The sequence below is a fragment of the Pseudoalteromonas sp. CO348 genome, from assembly GCF_004208845.1.
In the GTDB taxonomy this organism is placed as follows: Bacteria; Pseudomonadota; Gammaproteobacteria; order Enterobacterales; family Alteromonadaceae; genus Pseudoalteromonas; species Pseudoalteromonas maricaloris.
Genome location: NZ_SGPI01000035.1, coordinates 44500 through 60067, shown reverse-complemented (window position 1 = coordinate 60067; position 15568 = coordinate 44500). Strand labels below are relative to the sequence as shown.

Sequence of the window (15568 nt, the reverse complement as noted above, 5' to 3'; positions counted from 1 at the left end):
CTGGCTAGACAAGGAAAAAACTAAGTTGTGCTTTAGCAACAATGAGTTGGAACATTCCTTATCCAAACCTCAGGTTAAATAACCAAATAAACAGCATACCGAATACAATAGTCTGCATTATGAGCACCATCAATAGCTTAAAATTAAAGCTAGGTTTGATGGTTTTATGCCTGAGCATATACATAGCCACTGGTGTGATAATATTGAGCCCAAGTAACCCACACAGTAGTAAATTACGCTCAGGAATGCGTGATTGAGCAAGCGTTGAAGCACGCTTATCCCACCAAAAAAGTGCAAATATAAATACATTGATAACCAACAACACCACTGCAGAAATAACCGCTTGCCAAGGTAGCTTAGATACGCAAAGCGCCCCTAACCACACGCCTGCTCCCCAAAACAGGCCCATCTGCTGATGCATTAAACGAACCGCTGACATGCTACTTTTCCTGTCTTATTGTATTGATTTGAATGAAAATTTTAGCGGTAGCATAAGCATCATCCATCGCTCGGTGATGATTAATCAAAGGTACATTCATCGCCTGGCAAAACGCCCCGAGCGCATAAGAGCGCAGGCCCGGCACAAACTTTCGGCCTAACTGCACAGTACATAACTTCGCACGAGAAAACTCTCGGCCGACTCGAGCAAACTCCTGTCGAATAAAGCCATAATCAAAGTTCACATTGTGCGCGACAAAAATAGCACCTTGGCTAAACAGCTCAACTTGCTCCAAAATTTCAAAAAAAACTGGAGCATCACTCACCATTGCCTGAGTGATCCCTGTCAGTTCAGTGATTTTTTGTGGGATACGACGCATCGGATTAACAAGTGATTGCCATTTAGCAACGACCTCGCCGTTAACGACTTTTACCATGGCTACCTCGGTAATGCGATCAAACTCCTTGTTGCCACCGGTGGTTTCAATATCGACAACGACATAAGGTTGCTCTTTGCAAATATGCCATTCAACGGTTTGCAGTCGCGTGGGAATATTGCATTGCAAGAGTTTAGAAATGTTAACTAGCTGACTTCGGCTAAGACTATCTCCAGGTGCCTTGATTTCTTCAAACCTTAAACCCGCTTTTTTGTCGACTATCATCAGATCGGGAAAACCAGATTTCATCAGATGAAAATCACTACACATTAGCCTTAAAACAGGTTTGACATCCTCAATTGACAAGTTAGACAATAATATTTTTATTGAGTCGAGCATCTTATCGTGCCAAATAAACAACCGATTGGGCTCTCCGTAATGTTCGCTCATCTGGCGTAGAAGCCAGTTCATCCAAGCAGAAGTATCTGTAAAACTCGCTAAGCGACATTCAATTTCCTCCTCAAATTCGCTGTAAAAGCGATTTTCTTTTAACGCCAGCGGAGTTCTAGAAAACCCATTAGCAACGATACTTTTTGGGTGATAAAACAGTTCTTGCCAAAAGCTCAATCCAAATAAGGCCAGCCAAATTTCATTTTCAACATGATAGGCCTCAATGTCATGACGTTTATAATAAGCAATGACGCCAGCCTCTGTTTGTCCCTTAAAAGCCTCATCAATTTGGATCGCAGGTTGACTTTTTCTTAGCATATCCGTAAGTACAGAAGTGCGTTTTTGGTTAAATTTACGCTGATAAAAGTCTTCCGCGAAGATCATCAATGTTTCATCGCTTTCCCCCTGCAATATGCGCTCTAATTGCTCTCTCACCAGCTCAATCTCACCTTGTTTATAATTATGTCGTATCAACATCTCACAAGCTTGAGGGTGCTCACTCATACCCAGTAAGGTTTTAAAATGGGAAAATTCAGGACCTAACTTTCTGGCAAGCGTTAACAGGTACTTTGCATGTGCAGTCACTGCATATTGCCCATCAACCTTAGGCAATTGTTGCTCTGCGGCCTGCCTAGCACGCTGTACTAATTCATCTTCAGAGGCATTTTTGAGCTCACTGAGTGCATTTGCATAATAAAACGCGCTCACGGCTTCTGCTTTTTGTTCAAAATGTGCATGGTAAGCAGCGTCAGTGCTCCGGGTGTTCATTACACCAAGATCTCGCATCGAAAATTGCGCTAAGCTAAAGCCTACCTTGCCAAAGTACAAAAATAGAAAGTAGTCGATATCGGCTTGAAATGAGAGCGTGAGATACTGGGATAGGTATTCTTGTGCATTTAGATGTTCAACGCAGACAGATTGATTGATATGCGCTACCCAGAGCGATTTTTTTGCCGATTTACTTGGCAGTGTAGTTAAATTCTCTCGCTCGGCAAGTTCCATTAAACATGGTTTAGTTAAGCAATGTAATAGTGCTTGAAAGTCGTCTTGTTGTACCTGACGAAGTAATCCCTTTGCTTTTAATGAAAACGCGACTTCACAAATATTATTGATCTCTTCGTAGCGCAGTGAATTGATATCCAGAAAAGGAGTTTTGCGGGAAATAAACCGCACTAACAAACACAATTCATCTTCAGGCAAGCGGTGTAGCTCAGCCAGCAGCTCACGCTGAGCACTGCTTAATAGCGGTTGACATACTTTAAGTAAATAATTGCTAAGCTCACTAAAGTGGCTTAAGTAATATTTGGCGGGTAATTGTTTTCTCAACACAAATCTAGACAACTGTTTTTATATACAGTAAAGACTATCATAGATAGGAAATATTGCCAATTTGCTTCAGTTACCCCCTTAAGTCGTTTCTTCTGTATCGTCTGTGGAAGCGTATTCGCTTTTGTATAGCCAATATTGTAGTTTCTCGCTCAGAGGCTCTTCCGAAATGGGTTTTGTGAGGTAATCGTTCATGCCTGCATTTAAACACTTTTCCCTATCACCGGACATTGCATTGGCTGTCATGGCTAATATTTTTACTCCTTGATAACTTTCACCTGCGGCTCCGTCTCGGATTAATTCGGTAGTCCGGTAGCCATCCATTTCTGGCATCTGACAATCCATTAAAATTAGCTCAAATTGACATTCATCTTGATGTGACTTGAGCAGTTCAATGGCAAGCAGTCCGTTTTCGGCAACTTCAATATGGGTTATCCCCAATTTTTTGAGCATACTTAATGCGACAACTTGGTTCACCTTGTTATCCTCAACCAGTAGAATACGACAAGGTTTTGGCCACGTAAATTCGGCTTCGTTCGCCTTTCTTACCAGCTTTAGATAGTGACTCGTAACCAGTGGTTTCGCATTCGCCAGCGCCTTGCCATCTTCAGCTAAAATGGTTAACGCATCAAAAAGGTCTTTGGTTGTCACGGGCTTTGGAAAATAGCCTGAATAGCCACGATCCGCGTAAAACTGGCCATCCCCCTTAGTACCCATTTGCGTCATCATGATAAGCTTTATTGCTTTGAATCGCTTATCATTTTTTAGTGCAGCACCGAGCTGCTCACCCGACATACCTCTAAGCGTCATATCCAATAAGGCGATATCAAACACATTTTTATCACGTTGGTATTCAGCTTCACATAGAGATAGTGCTTGTATTCCAGAGCTGGCTTTATACACATCCGCCCCCCAGTGCCGCAATTGAGATTCCAAACTCGTCAAGGCTGAGAGGTTATCGTCAACTAGGAGTATTTTGCTCCCTTGTAAATCAACTTTTGCAGCTTCGAATTGAGTATTATCGCCATGGATCAAAGTTACGAAAAATTCAAATTGGCTACCATGTCCAAACCGACTACTAACGGCGATATCGCCATCCATTAATTCACAGAGTTGTCTGACAATGGCAAGCCCCAGTCCAGTCCCTCCGTACTTTCTAGTAGTAGAGGCATCAACTTGAGAGAATTTAGCAAAAAGCCTATCCGCTTTGTCCTCTGGTATCCCTATGCCGGTATCTTCAACTGAACAATGAAATCTCAGTTTATTATCCACTTCACTAAACCAAGCTCGGATGATGATCTCGCCTTGCTCGGTAAACTTGATTGCATTACTAATTAGGTTGGTGATTATTTGTCGAATGCGGCTCGGGTCCCCCTGCACCAATGGCTTTTCAAGTTGGGTAACATCTAGAATAAGTTCAAGTCCCTTTTTCTGCGCTTGCAACGCAACGGATTCAACCAATTCGCCAAGCAATGCCCTAACATCGAAATCTAGTGACTCAAGCTCAAGCTTACCCGCCTCAATTTTAGAAAAATCTAAGATATCGTTGATGAGATTTAATAACGATTTGGCGCTGCCCATTGCTAGACTCACTTTATGTAATTGAGTTTGAGTAAGGTGCTCATCTTCTAGCAGACTTAACATGCCTATTACACCATTCATTGGCGTGCGGATCTCATGGCTCATTGACGCTAAAAACTCGCTTTTAGCTTGCGCGCCCTGCTCCGCCGCTTGCTTCGCTTGTTCTAGCTCCTTTTTCGCTTCGACAGCAGCGGTAATATCTTGCTGGATACCGACGAATGCCGTTAATTGATTTTGTTCGTTGAACACCGGAGAGATCTGTAAACTATTCCAAAATGCCTTTCCAGACTTGGTGTAATTGATCAATTCAACTTTGACGAATTCGTGAGCTATTATTGCTTCCCTGATTTGGTCTAACGCTTGCTGTTGGGTATGTTCACCTTGCAAAAAGCGACAGTTTTTACCCAGTACTTCATCACCATATTCGGTGATTTGTTGAAATGTTTTATTCGCAAATACGATTGGCAATTCAGGTTTAGTCGCGTCAACAATCGTTATGCCGACATTTGCGCACTCTATTGCTTGAGCGAGTAAATCATTTTGTTCCTTTGCCTTTTTCAGTGCTTCTTGATGAAGCTTTTGATCAGTAATATCCGAAAGTGAGCCAACTATCCGCTTCGCTTGTCCATCTTTAAGTGCCGCCGCACCTTTCAGCCAAAAATAGCGATAGCTGTTTTGCCTCGTTTTTATTCGGCACTCGACACCAAAAGGCTCTTCTTCCGTCATATGAAACTTAATTGAGTTTTCTAAATTGGGGAGATCTTCTGGGTGAACTCGGTCAAATAAACTAGAAATATGCGCAGAGAATAAGGCTTGTGTCTCTTGCGAAAAGCCTAGTAAAGATTTGAATCTGTCTGAATAAAACACCGCATTTCGCTCAAGGTCCCAGTCCCAAAGACCGTCATCGCTACCAAATATTGCGAGTTTAAATCGCTCTTCGCTGCGTTTGAGTGTTGTTCTTGATTCTTCAAGTTTTTTGAATGGGTTTAACAGAAGTTGCTTACCAAACAAATAGAGCAAGCCAAATGATAGGAATAGTCCAAAAGCAATAGCACCAATAAGATCCCACACAAACCTTTTCACTTCGTCAGTGACCAAGCTTTTTCGCAAGCGATAGTCTAACTGGAGTCCGGTAGTCCCGATAGCTAATGACTTAATACTAAAGTAATCTTCTACGCGTTCAACATCAGAGAACTCAAGCCACTGGCCTTTTAACGAAATACTATGAAGTTGGTGTTCTAACGAGGTTGCCAATAACGTTTCAAGACTGGTCGAAAACTCACCAATCAATGCCCCCTCAGCAAAACCATTATAATAAATAGGTACCGCGACAGTAAAAAAGTGCTCATTGGTGACTGTAGTTAAATCAATCACATTACCCACTTCAGCGTTAATCACTTTCTCTAGCCATTTTGGTTCTTGATCTAACACTTCATGGGAGTCAAAGTTTGCATACACCACATCTCCGAGAATATTGATTACCATCAGCTTTTCTTCTTTGCCTATAATTTGAAAGCTGCGCAAAAAATCTCGTAACTTCGCTGCGGAGAGTCCCGTACCCATCGCACCATTCACAATAATAGGGTGTGTAGACAGATCGAATAGTATTTGTTTACGGCTCTCAAGATACTGAGTTAAATTGTTAACTGCGAGTTGAGCTTGGGTTTCATTCGTTTCTTTCACTAAGTCTTCGACAATGACGTTTGCTCTCAGCCCAACAAAAAGTGCACTGAGCAAAAGTGAAACGATAGCCGTTAGTCCTAAAAAGGTGTAAAAAGCGCGATTACTCGTTAAGGTAAGTTTAGTTTTCAATGCGACCCCGGGTAACTATAAACTAGTTTAATGCTGCCATTAGACTGGTATTGCCCCATACACAAGTCTTGCACGGTTAGCGCTTCATGGGCTGAATCATTTTTATCACTCCAGACACTAAAAGGCCGTTGATACGTTTTTACTAGGCCGCTGACCGGCGATTGCAAATCCTCAAATGCGCTTTTTAATAAGGCTCTGTTGGTGGCGACTGAATCTGTCAGTTTTATCTGCTCCGCTGCCGCAATAAGAAGCTTGGCAATGTCATAGCCATGGATAAATCCGGGAGCTGCTTGAACAAATCCATGCTTGGCAAACTCGGTCGGGAAAAGCTGTTTTGCACGATTAAATACTCGTGCCGAAAACGCACTTAATGGTTTATTCTCAAAAGAAAAACAGCTTTGTAGGACCGCCAATGAGACATCTGCAGATAGCTTATCCCCAACCACTTTAAAAAAGTTACCCGCAGTTATCCCCCAATGACTAACAATGGGCAGGCGCTGCGCCTCGTCAATACTTGCCATGGCTTTTACAAACTCTGCGCCCTCAATCGCATTACCAACAAAAATGATACATTGCGGCTCACTTTCAATAATACTATGGACCATGATCCGTGCTTCATTCTCTTGTGTTGCCCAGTTAAACCAAGATACAGGCAGCGCGTTGTTAGGCTTGGCCGTTTTATATTCCTCTAGCAATGTGTCGTAATTAGAGCGCCCCCATGCGGTATCCTCAAGGAGTAAATGAGGTGCAACACAACCTTGTTGCTTTGCATAATTGATGAGTACTTTACCCGCTTTGGTGTCATCCACAGAAAGCCTAAAAATCCAATTATCCTTACTCGGGTATCTTGTAATTGGCCCACCAGCGGCCCAAGGAACCAACAGCAGCGCTTCACTCTCATTGATAAATTTACGAAATTTAATATAAGGAGGAGAATGAACACCACCAAGCACGAGTAAGGCATTCGGGTCTTTTAAAAATTGCTTAAAGTGAAGCAAACTACGATTACTATTACCACGATGGTCTTTGGCCACCAATTCAACCTTATAACCTTGGATTTGATTATCTACTTCATCTAATGCGGTTAGAAATCCCATTTTTATCGCTTCGGCTGACTCATTTAAATTAGAATAATCAGCGTCATGATAAATACGAAACACTTGCTTGGAGTTTGCTGAAAGACAAACCGAGCTCAGGAAGCAGAAAAACAGTAATAATATTTTCATCGTATTACTAATTACTCAACACATAACTAAACTTTAGTTCAAATCATTGTGATTGCTTAATTTTATAGCGAATACCTTGCTCGTTATAAATCAGCCAGACAATGCATGGCGCACAAAGAAACCGCACCCAAAGGTAGGCGCGGTGGTTGGGATCATTCAGGGCTATTAGCAAGTTGGCTCTGAATGTAGTTTGGTAAACCAATTAGTTTGATTAAATTGATATGCTGTTCAAGCCAATAAATGTGATCCATTTCGGTGTCATCTAACAGGGTTTCGAGCATTTCACGGGTAACATAATCTTGCGCTTGCTCACACACTGCTATCACCTTTTTCAAGTGATCTTTTACCAGAATTTCCGCAGCCAAATCATTTTCTAGCATTTCTTTCACGTCGGTACCGACGTGGATCGGCGCACGAGAAGCGGTATCTGGCGTGCCTTCCAAGAACAAAATGCGCTCCGTGATCCGCTTAGCGTGATCAAGCTCTTCTTCATATTCGTGAGATAACTTATGGTGTAGCTTCTCCAGTCCCCAATCTTCATACATTTTGGCATGAGCCAAATATTGATCCATAGAAGAAAGCTCAAGCGTAAGTTGTTTGTTGAGTAAGTCGATAACGGTAGAATTTCCTTGCATAACTTACCCCTCAATCTGCGATTGCAGATAGTTTTCAATGCCAGTATTTTTGATTAAGAAGTGTTGCGTTTCGAGCCAATCCACATAGCCCTCTTCATATTCAAGAATATCTTCAAGTAGCTCTCGACTAACATAATCCTGTTCATGTTCACACAGCGCAATTGCATCGCGCAGTGTCGGAAGCTGATCGAGTTGAAACGCTAAGTCGCACGCCATCATCTCTTCGGTATGCTCACCTATTCGTAGCTTTTCTAAATGTTGGAGGTTTGGTAACCCTTCAAGGAATAATATACGCTCGATAAGGTCATCAGCTTGCTTCATGTCCTTGATAGATTTTTTATACGCTTTCTCGTTTAGCTCTTCCAGACCCCAATTTTTGAACATTCTTGCGTGTAGAAAAAACTGGTTTATCGATGTTAACTCTAGCGTAAGCACTTGATTTAGCGCTGTTATGACTTGCTTATTACCCTGCATAGGGCCCCCTAATAATGTCGAGTGACGCCCTATAACCCTAGTTCAATATTTATTCTTCGCAAGATTAAATAAAAATAACAGTTTTCTTAATATACCCTTTTAAAATAAACAACTTATAAGAGTATTAATAACAATTTTCATTACATTTAGGGTTTCATTTTTTGAACAGCTTGTGTTCAATCAAAACTCAGAATAAAAAAATTGCTAAGTTATTGAAACTCATAAAAGCAGCTCCGGTTACTCAACTCATCTGCTTTTTAACATCCAACCCTAAACGCTTTGCTAGTCGAACCAAATTTGCTCTATCCATTTCCAGCTCTCTCGCAGCTGCCGACCAATTAAACCCATGACGTTCCATCGCGTTAACTATCATGTCTTTTTGTAGTAGCTCGACGGCGAATTTCATGGCGACAGGAGGTGCTTTCTCTTGCGTGGTCATGCACTCAGCCTGCTGAATTTGTTGATGGTGTTTTGGCGCGATATCTATGTCATGGATCTCAATGATATTAGCCTGCCACTGTTGATGCTTAGCTTTTAACGCTGCACGACTGACACAATGTTCAAGCTCTCTGACATTACCCGGCCAATCGTAATGCATTAACCGACTGAGTGCTTGCCTATCCATCACTACTTGTTTTGCGTTGAGCGTACCTCTTAGCTGCTCTAAAAAGAACCCTACCAGTAGCGGGATGTCATCTAGCCTTTCGCTCAGTGGAGGAACAAATAATGGATACACACTTAAACGATGATAAAGATCAGCCCTAAATTTTCCGCGTCTCACCTCTTCTTTTAAATCACGATTAGTGGCAGCAACCACTCTAACATCGACAATATGAATGTGGTCAGCACCTACCGCTTGCACCTCACCGCTTTGCAGCACACGTAATAGTTTGCTCTGTAAAGTCAAACTCAACTCACCAACTTCATCTAAAAACAGCGTGCCGCCGTCCGCGGCTGCAAATTTTCCTAATCGGTCTTTATCGGCCCCAGTAAACGCCCCTTTTTTGTGACCAAAGAGTTCACTTTCTGCTATCGAGTCAGGAAGCGCCGCACAGTTAATTTGTATAAACGGTTTGTCATTTCGTTGGGAATTAAAATGTACGTGTTTTGCTACCAACTCTTTACCCGTTCCCGTATCGCCTTGAATAAGCACATTAAATTCAGAACCAGCAACCAGTTCAATTTCTGATTTAAGCGAGTGCATCACCGCACTCTCTCCTACTAAAATTTGCTTTTTAACGGACTTTTGAGATTGGGTAAGTGTAGATGCACGTGCTTGCTCATAGAGGCGCTCAGCCTCAAACATACGTAATGCACTACTTGAGACAATTGCTTGTAGGGTTTTCAAATAAACCTCAGGCAAGTGCTCAAAGCTATCCGGTTTAAGGCAATCAAACGTCACCAATAAGGTACTACTTTGCAGCGCGACCTTAAATCCCATGCAGGCATGCACTGGTAAGCGACTTTCTTCGGCGAGCAACAGACCATCGTAAGGGTCAGGTAGGTCGCTATTGGCAGGAAAACTAACTAGTTCGTCAGACTCGAAAATGGACATCAATCTAGGTTGCTCTGTAAGCAAAAATTGCCGCCCAACAGCGTCCGCACTCAACCCATTGCAAGCTAGGATAGTTAATGCATGCTGATCGCCATAAAGAATGGCGATGGCATCAGCGGTAACAGATTGACTCAATGCTGAAAGCAAGGACTTAGCGTATTGCTTAACCTCGCGGCCCTCTTGCGCCAACGAAAGTCGTGATAACGACATACTAAGCTCAAGCAATTTGGAGAGTGCTAACGAATTCATGTCAAAAAGACTCAATTTATTCAAATAAACACTAATTAAGATAGGTCAATTTGACTCAAATATCAATAATAGAATACTAATACAATGATTTATATAGCATTTTAAAGTTGGCGTGACACCTGCAATGTGCAGTCTATATATCAACATTCGCAGAGTTAACGATGAGCCGTGCATACCAACTTTTAAGATATAGCAACATCGCCATTTTCACTTCTCTCGCAGCGTTTATGCTGTCACTGCAAGTGAGTTTTTTTAGCGTTGAAAGCTTCAGCCTCTTCTCACAAATTGCAGCACATATTAGTACTATCGTATTGGCCGCCTTGATTAAGCTCGCCTACGTCATCCGCCTTGTTTGTCTATACCACCTAGGTTTGGAGGTTAAATAAATGAGCTTAATCCAACTAGAAGAGCCCAGTCCAAAAGCAGTGTGTTGGTATTTACCATCTACTTGGCCCGTGTTGATGCTCGGCTTTAGAGCGCTATTTTTACTCGCGGGGTTATTCGCTGTCGTGAGCATTTCTGTATGGGCTTTATTGCTCAATGGCAATGTTGTTTGGCGTAATGACTACCCAGCGACCTATTGGCACGCCCACGAGATGCTGTTTGGCTTTGGCGGTGCTGTCGTCGCCGGATTTTTGCTAACCGCAGCAAAAAATTGGACGCAAAGACAGACATTACATGGTGGCGCACTGCTGTCACTCTGTATTATTTGGTGTGCCGCTAGGCTGAGCTTTTTTGTGACAACTCCATCAATCATCATCACCTTGCTACTACAACTGAGTTTTTGGCTCATTATACTATTCAATTTAACGAGCGTAATTGTTGATGCAAAATCCAAAAACAATCGTGTTTTTATTTTTGCTGTAAGCATGTTGTGTGGCTGCAACATCATATTTTTGATCTTACTTCACAACCAGCACTTCTCATTGCTAAGCGCTGCAAGCCAAGCAACACTTATTGCTTACATGCTGTTGATTGGTGTGGTGGGTGGCCGCGTTATTCCGTTTTTTATTGCCCGAGGATTGCAGCAAGCACAAAAACCACATACTCCAAGATTAGACAGGGCGATCTTTTACCTCGCCATCATCTGCGTTTTCACCTATATCCTGCAGTTTACAATACCCAATACTCACTATTTGAGTGCTGCACTTCTGCTCCTTGGGCTACTGCACTCGATAAGAGCAATTTATTGGTTTAACGGTAAATTATTTAACGTACCGCTGCTTTGGTCACTGTACCTGTCATATTGTGCAATCGCAGTGGGTTTAATAATTAGCGCATACAACAATACCTTTGCACCAGAGCATTTACGTAGCCACCTTCACTTAGTGGCAATTAATGGCATGGGATTAATGATCTTAGCCATGATGACTCGCGTTACCTTGGGCCACACTGGTCGACTATTACAGGTAAGCGCGACAACTACCCTGGCATTTATCTGTATCGCGGTATCAGGTCTTATCCGCGCATTCCTTATTCATTTTATAAACCCGCACAATGCATGGCTGTTAAGTGCCGTGGCTTGGGTTTTTGGTTTTATGCTTTTTTCCATTACCTTCGCGCCCATGCTGATACAAAAACGCGTCGATGGGCGAATAGGTTAACTCTACTCTCAAACTGGAGATATTAATGCTTACACACAATACGATTGAGTTGGTAAAACAAAGTGCACCGCTATTGGCCCAGGTTGGTCCCGAGATCACCGCCAAGTTTTATCATAGCATGTTCAATCAACACCCTGAGTTAAAAGGGGTATTCAACCAATCCCATCAGGCTTCGGGAAAACAGCCGTTGGCACTATTTGCAGCATTAGCGGCCTATGCCAATTACATTGATCAACCAGAAGTGCTCAGTGACGCCATTTTACGTATCAACCATAAGCACGTTAGCCTTGGGATTTTACCTGAGCAATACGCTATTGTTGGCCGGCATTTAATTGCAACGCTCAAAGCCGAGTTCAGCGAGCAATTCACAGACGAAATAGAGCAAGCTTGGCTTAGTGCCTACCAGTTTTTAGCCGATTTATTTATCACCGCAGAGCATGGCCTGTATCAAACCGCGCTTGAGCAGCGAGGTGGGTGGCAAGGAACTCGTGAATTTACAATTGAAAAGGTGATAAGCAATACTGAAAATATTAAAAGCTTCTATCTCAAGCCTGTCGACGGTAAAGCCTTACCTCATTACCAAGCAGGGCAATTTGTTTCTGTCTTTGTACCAAAAGAAGTGGCTGGGTTTCAGCAGATCCGCCAATACTCTTTGTCTGTTGCCCCCAATGGTTCGTACCTTAGGATCTCTACTAAACACGACGGTGTAGTATCGCAATATCTTCATACACTTAAGGCGGGCGACACCCTCAAGCTCACTCCACCAGCTGGAGACTTTGTCAGACAACACACAGCCAGTCCAAAGGTATACATTAGCGCTGGGGTTGGAATAACCCCTATGCTTTGCATGCTTGGTGTTCATAGCCAACATTCACCTGAAGTCGAAGCACACTTTTTACACGCGAATAAAACTCACAGTGACTTAGGTTTCAACCAAGAAATCAATGAGCTTGGTAGCAATATCCGAGATTTTAATGTGGTTACTTGGTTGGAGTCAGAAGCCGACGGTACGCATTCCGGACTGATGGATATCAACGCAATCAAAGATACTTTGCCGCTCACAGATGGAGAGTTCTACCTATGCGGTCCGGTTGCCTTTATGCGCTTTATCAAAACCCAACTGATGAATGCCGGTGTACAAGCTGAGCAAATATTTTATGAGGTATTCGGTCCTCACGAAACCCTTCCAAACTAACGAGTTAAATTTGGCGCCCTAATACTGTTGGTATTAGCCGGCGCCTTATATTTTGCTCTGAATTAAAAAGTCGGTAGACTTGGAGAATGAATACTATTGGTATAAAAGCGTACTTGAAGGACAACAATATGAGCGCAATTTCTAGTATCTTAGTCGTCTGCATGGGTAATATCTGCCGCTCTCCAACTATGGAGGCGGTATTAAAGCACAAACTCGCAGCAACAGAGTTAACAATCCGTATCGATTCCGCTGGCACCATTGGCTATCATCAAGGTAACCCTCCAGATCCACGAAGTGTCGCGGCAGGCAGCGCAAGAGGGTATGACTTTTCAGGCATATCAGCGCAGCAAGTAAAACCCAACGATTTTGAAGATTACGACTTAGTTTTGTGTGCAGACAACGCTAATTACCGCGATCTACTCTCCATTTGTCCTAACGACTTAGCGCATAAAGTTCAGCTGTTTTTAGCGTTTGGTGACATGACTGAGCATGAAGTGCCTGATCCTTATTATGGTGGTGAACGTGGCTTTGAACATGTGCTTGATTTAATCGAAGCCGCCAGTGAAAACATCATTAACAAAATTCGCTTATCGACAAGGTGAAATTAACTCGCTGGATCGGTACCAAACAAAGCGGTAAAAAGACCTTTTTCAGAGGCATCGCTATTGTTAGATTTAGACTTAGAATTTCCGTTCGAGAAATTAGCTCAGGACTTACAAACCACAGGCATTAGTATTTTGCCAAATTTCGTCAGTCCCGACATTTTATCCAAGTTAGAATTGAGAATAGCAGAACTCAGCAGTGACGACTTTAAGCAAGCTGGGATTGGTCGTTTAGCCTCTCACGAGCAAAATAAGAAAATTCGCAGAGATAAAATTCACTGGTTAGATACCAGCAATGAGTTGGAATCTGTTTGGCTCAACTACATGGGCGAGCTAAAGGCCTATTTAAACAGACGACTGTTTATGGGACTCTTTAGTTATGAAAGCCATTTTGCCATTTATCCTCCTGGGGCGTTTTACAAAAAGCATATGGACGCCTTTAAGGGAAAGACCAACCGAATTTTGACCACGGTATTGTACTTAAATCAGTCTTGGGCGTCAGACAATGGCGGCGAACTTGTCGTTTACAATCCCGATAATCACGACGAGATACTCACAACGGTACTGCCAAGTTACGGCACACTGGTTACCTTTTTAAGTGATGAATTTCCTCATGAAGTACTGGTTGCCAACGAAAAGCGCTATTCAATTGCAGGGTGGTTTAGGGTTAACGCCAGCATTAACCATTCGATTGATCCACCAAAATAATTGATGAGCTCAGTCTTAAGTTTATTATCCTGAGTTAAACTCAGGATAATTTGTTCGGTAACCGAATTTCGACGCACAAACCTTTACCTTCGCGATTATAGAGGCTGATCTTACCGTTGTGTGCTTCCACAATTTCTCTGCACAGCGCTAAACCAAGCCCTGTTCCTGACGCTTTGGTAGAGTAAAATGGAATTAAGGCATTCGCCATCACGGTGTCACTCATGCCTTCGCCTCTATCGAGCACCCATATATAAGCTTCGTCGCTGCGCTGCTCTGATTGAACACAGATTTCCTCTATCTCTGAGCCAGACTCAGTAGCATTCTTTATCAAATTAATAAGTAACTGTTCTAACTGTGTCGTGTCCGCCTGTAATTGCGTTTGATTAAGCTGATACTGGAATGACCAATGGCTTTGCAGCCGCTCACACAAAACCTGCAAATCCACAGATTCAATGTTTGGCAAAGGAAGTTTGGCGAACTTACCATAGCCCTGAACAAACTCGCTAAGGTGCACAATGCGCTCTTCTATCGTCGCAAAGACTCGACTTAGCCTAGGTTCATCCACGCGTTCAGCCAAGATCTGTCCGCTGTGCAGCATAGATGAAATAGGCCCTAATGAGTTGTTTAACTCATGGCTAATGATGCGGATCACTTTCTTCCAAACTTGCACTTCTTGGCGGCTCAACTCTCGAGTGAATTGCTTAAAAATATATAATTTGTGAAAGTGGTTGTTGAGTAATAACTCACCGTTGGCGAGATGCCACATTTGCGACTCACCACTGCTGTTTTGTATTGAAAACAAGCCATCAAGTTGGTTATTTGCAGCTTGATGAAGTTCATCCGGAACTTCGGATAACAACTTACTAAAACGCTCACCTTCAAGGCGATGCTCACAGTTAAAAAACGTTTTTGCACTATTGTTGGCAAATACCACCACATCTTGTGAGTCGACGAGGACGAGTACCTGAGGTGACGACTCAAGCACTTTATCAAGCATCAGCTCACGCTGATAAATCCATTGTTTTTCATCTCTTAACTGCTTTGCTGTTTCATTGAATAACTGACACAGTCTACCGAGTTCATTGTTAGCGTTATAGGTAATGGACGTAGAAAATTCGCCATCCTTAAAGTTCATCAAGCCGACTTCTAGCGCCTCCCACCCCGCTTTGTTTTCACGCATTAATAGTTTATACAGCACAAGCGCAACACTGACGGAGCCTAGTACTATTACAATGAAACCGCTGTGGTCATCGAGTAAGAACCATAAAGGAATAAGGCCAATCATAATACTGATGGCAATGATCAATATATGTTGCTGCGAGGTCGTCATTATTGT

13 protein-coding genes are annotated in these 15568 nt (G+C 42.6%); 5 read left to right on the top strand and 8 right to left on the bottom strand.

The genetic code is table 11. The annotated features are described in order from the left end of the window. Window positions 1-58 precede the first annotated feature (58 nt). From EXT48_RS18590 to norR, 7 genes are all read right to left on the bottom strand, one after another. Window positions 59-439, bottom strand: coding sequence for a DUF1294 domain-containing protein (locus tag EXT48_RS18590; RefSeq protein WP_045987672.1), 381 nt, complete (start codon window positions 437-439; stop codon window positions 59-61). Between the two features lies 1 nt (window position 440). Beyond that, window positions 441-2594 (bottom strand): exonuclease domain-containing protein, encoded by a 2154-nt coding sequence (locus EXT48_RS18585; RefSeq protein ID WP_130165336.1) that lies wholly within the window; start codon window positions 2592-2594, stop codon window positions 441-443. Window positions 2595-2672: 78 nt separating this feature from the next. Next, complete coding sequence (locus EXT48_RS18580) at window positions 2673-5984, bottom strand: response regulator (RefSeq protein WP_130165335.1); 3312 nt, start codon at window positions 5982-5984, stop codon at window positions 2673-2675. Next, window positions 5981-7210: an ABC transporter substrate-binding protein gene (locus tag EXT48_RS18575; protein WP_130165334.1), complete on the bottom strand. Its 1230-nt coding sequence runs from the start codon at window positions 7208-7210 to the stop codon at window positions 5981-5983. Before EXT48_RS18575 ends, EXT48_RS18580 begins: the two co-directional genes overlap by 4 nt. 152 nt (window positions 7211-7362) lie before the next feature. Further along, entirely contained in the window at window positions 7363-7845 is a 483-nt protein-coding gene (bfr, locus tag EXT48_RS18570; RefSeq protein WP_039491612.1) for a bacterioferritin, read from the bottom strand. 3 nt (window positions 7846-7848) lie between these two features. Then, window positions 7849-8319, bottom strand: a complete 471-nt coding sequence (gene bfr / locus EXT48_RS18565) for a bacterioferritin (protein ID WP_130165333.1) — start codon at window positions 8317-8319, stop codon at window positions 7849-7851. Between the two features lie 241 nt (window positions 8320-8560). Continuing rightward, on the bottom strand, window positions 8561-10123 hold the full coding sequence (gene norR, locus EXT48_RS18560) for a nitric oxide reductase transcriptional regulator NorR (RefSeq protein ID WP_130165332.1): 1563 nt from the start codon (window positions 10121-10123) through the stop codon (window positions 8561-8563). 161 nt (window positions 10124-10284) lie between these two features. Here norR and EXT48_RS18555 point away from each other — a divergent pair, with 161 nt between their 5' ends. The 5 genes from EXT48_RS18555 (at window position 10285) to EXT48_RS18535 (ending at window position 14232) form a co-directional block, all read left to right on the top strand. Next, complete coding sequence (locus tag EXT48_RS18555; protein WP_010374807.1) at window positions 10285-10509, top strand: hypothetical protein; 225 nt, start codon at window positions 10285-10287, stop codon at window positions 10507-10509. After that, the gene (locus EXT48_RS18550; RefSeq protein WP_130165331.1) at window positions 10510-11727 is read left to right on the top strand and encodes an NnrS family protein; all 1218 of its coding nucleotides are present in this window, start codon (window positions 10510-10512) and stop codon (window positions 11725-11727) included. A gap of 25 nt (window positions 11728-11752) precedes the next feature. Then, on the top strand, window positions 11753-12922 hold the full coding sequence (hmpA, locus tag EXT48_RS18545; protein ID WP_130165330.1) for an NO-inducible flavohemoprotein: 1170 nt from the start codon (window positions 11753-11755) through the stop codon (window positions 12920-12922). A gap of 128 nt (window positions 12923-13050) precedes the next feature. Next, entirely contained in the window at window positions 13051-13524 is a 474-nt protein-coding gene (locus tag EXT48_RS18540) for a low molecular weight protein-tyrosine-phosphatase (protein ID WP_130165329.1), read from the top strand. 63 nt (window positions 13525-13587) lie between these two features. After that, the gene (locus EXT48_RS18535; protein ID WP_039491627.1) at window positions 13588-14232 is read left to right on the top strand and encodes a 2OG-Fe(II) oxygenase; all 645 of its coding nucleotides are present in this window, start codon (window positions 13588-13590) and stop codon (window positions 14230-14232) included. A 40-nt stretch (window positions 14233-14272) separates the two neighbouring features. Here EXT48_RS18535 and EXT48_RS18530 read toward each other — a convergent pair whose 3' ends face one another. After that, on the bottom strand, window positions 14273-15562 hold the full coding sequence (locus tag EXT48_RS18530; RefSeq protein ID WP_130165328.1) for a PAS domain-containing sensor histidine kinase: 1290 nt from the start codon (window positions 15560-15562) through the stop codon (window positions 14273-14275). Window positions 15563-15568 lie beyond the last annotated feature (6 nt).

Excerpts from the sequence above, each read along its gene's own strand:
- EXT48_RS18555 (WP_010374807.1), top strand. The coding sequence starts at position 10,285 with ATGAGCCGTGCATACCAACTTTTAAGATATAGCAACATCGCCATTTTC.
- bfr (WP_039491612.1), bottom strand. The coding sequence starts at position 7,845 with ATGCAAGGAAATTCTACCGTTATCGACTTACTCAACAAACAACTTACG.
- EXT48_RS18575 (WP_130165334.1), bottom strand. The coding sequence starts at position 7,210 with ATGAAAATATTATTACTGTTTTTCTGCTTCCTGAGCTCGGTTTGTCTT.
- EXT48_RS18550 (WP_130165331.1), top strand. The coding sequence starts at position 10,510 with ATGAGCTTAATCCAACTAGAAGAGCCCAGTCCAAAAGCAGTGTGTTGG.
- EXT48_RS18590 (WP_045987672.1), bottom strand. The coding sequence starts at position 439 with ATGTCAGCGGTTCGTTTAATGCATCAGCAGATGGGCCTGTTTTGGGGA.
- bfr (WP_130165333.1), bottom strand. The coding sequence starts at position 8,319 with ATGCAGGGTAATAAGCAAGTCATAACAGCGCTAAATCAAGTGCTTACG.
- EXT48_RS18540 (WP_130165329.1), top strand. The coding sequence starts at position 13,051 with ATGAGCGCAATTTCTAGTATCTTAGTCGTCTGCATGGGTAATATCTGC.
- norR (WP_130165332.1), bottom strand. The coding sequence starts at position 10,123 with ATGAATTCGTTAGCACTCTCCAAATTGCTTGAGCTTAGTATGTCGTTA.
- hmpA (WP_130165330.1), top strand. The coding sequence starts at position 11,753 with ATGCTTACACACAATACGATTGAGTTGGTAAAACAAAGTGCACCGCTA.
- EXT48_RS18530 (WP_130165328.1), bottom strand. The coding sequence starts at position 15,562 with ATGACGACCTCGCAGCAACATATATTGATCATTGCCATCAGTATTATG.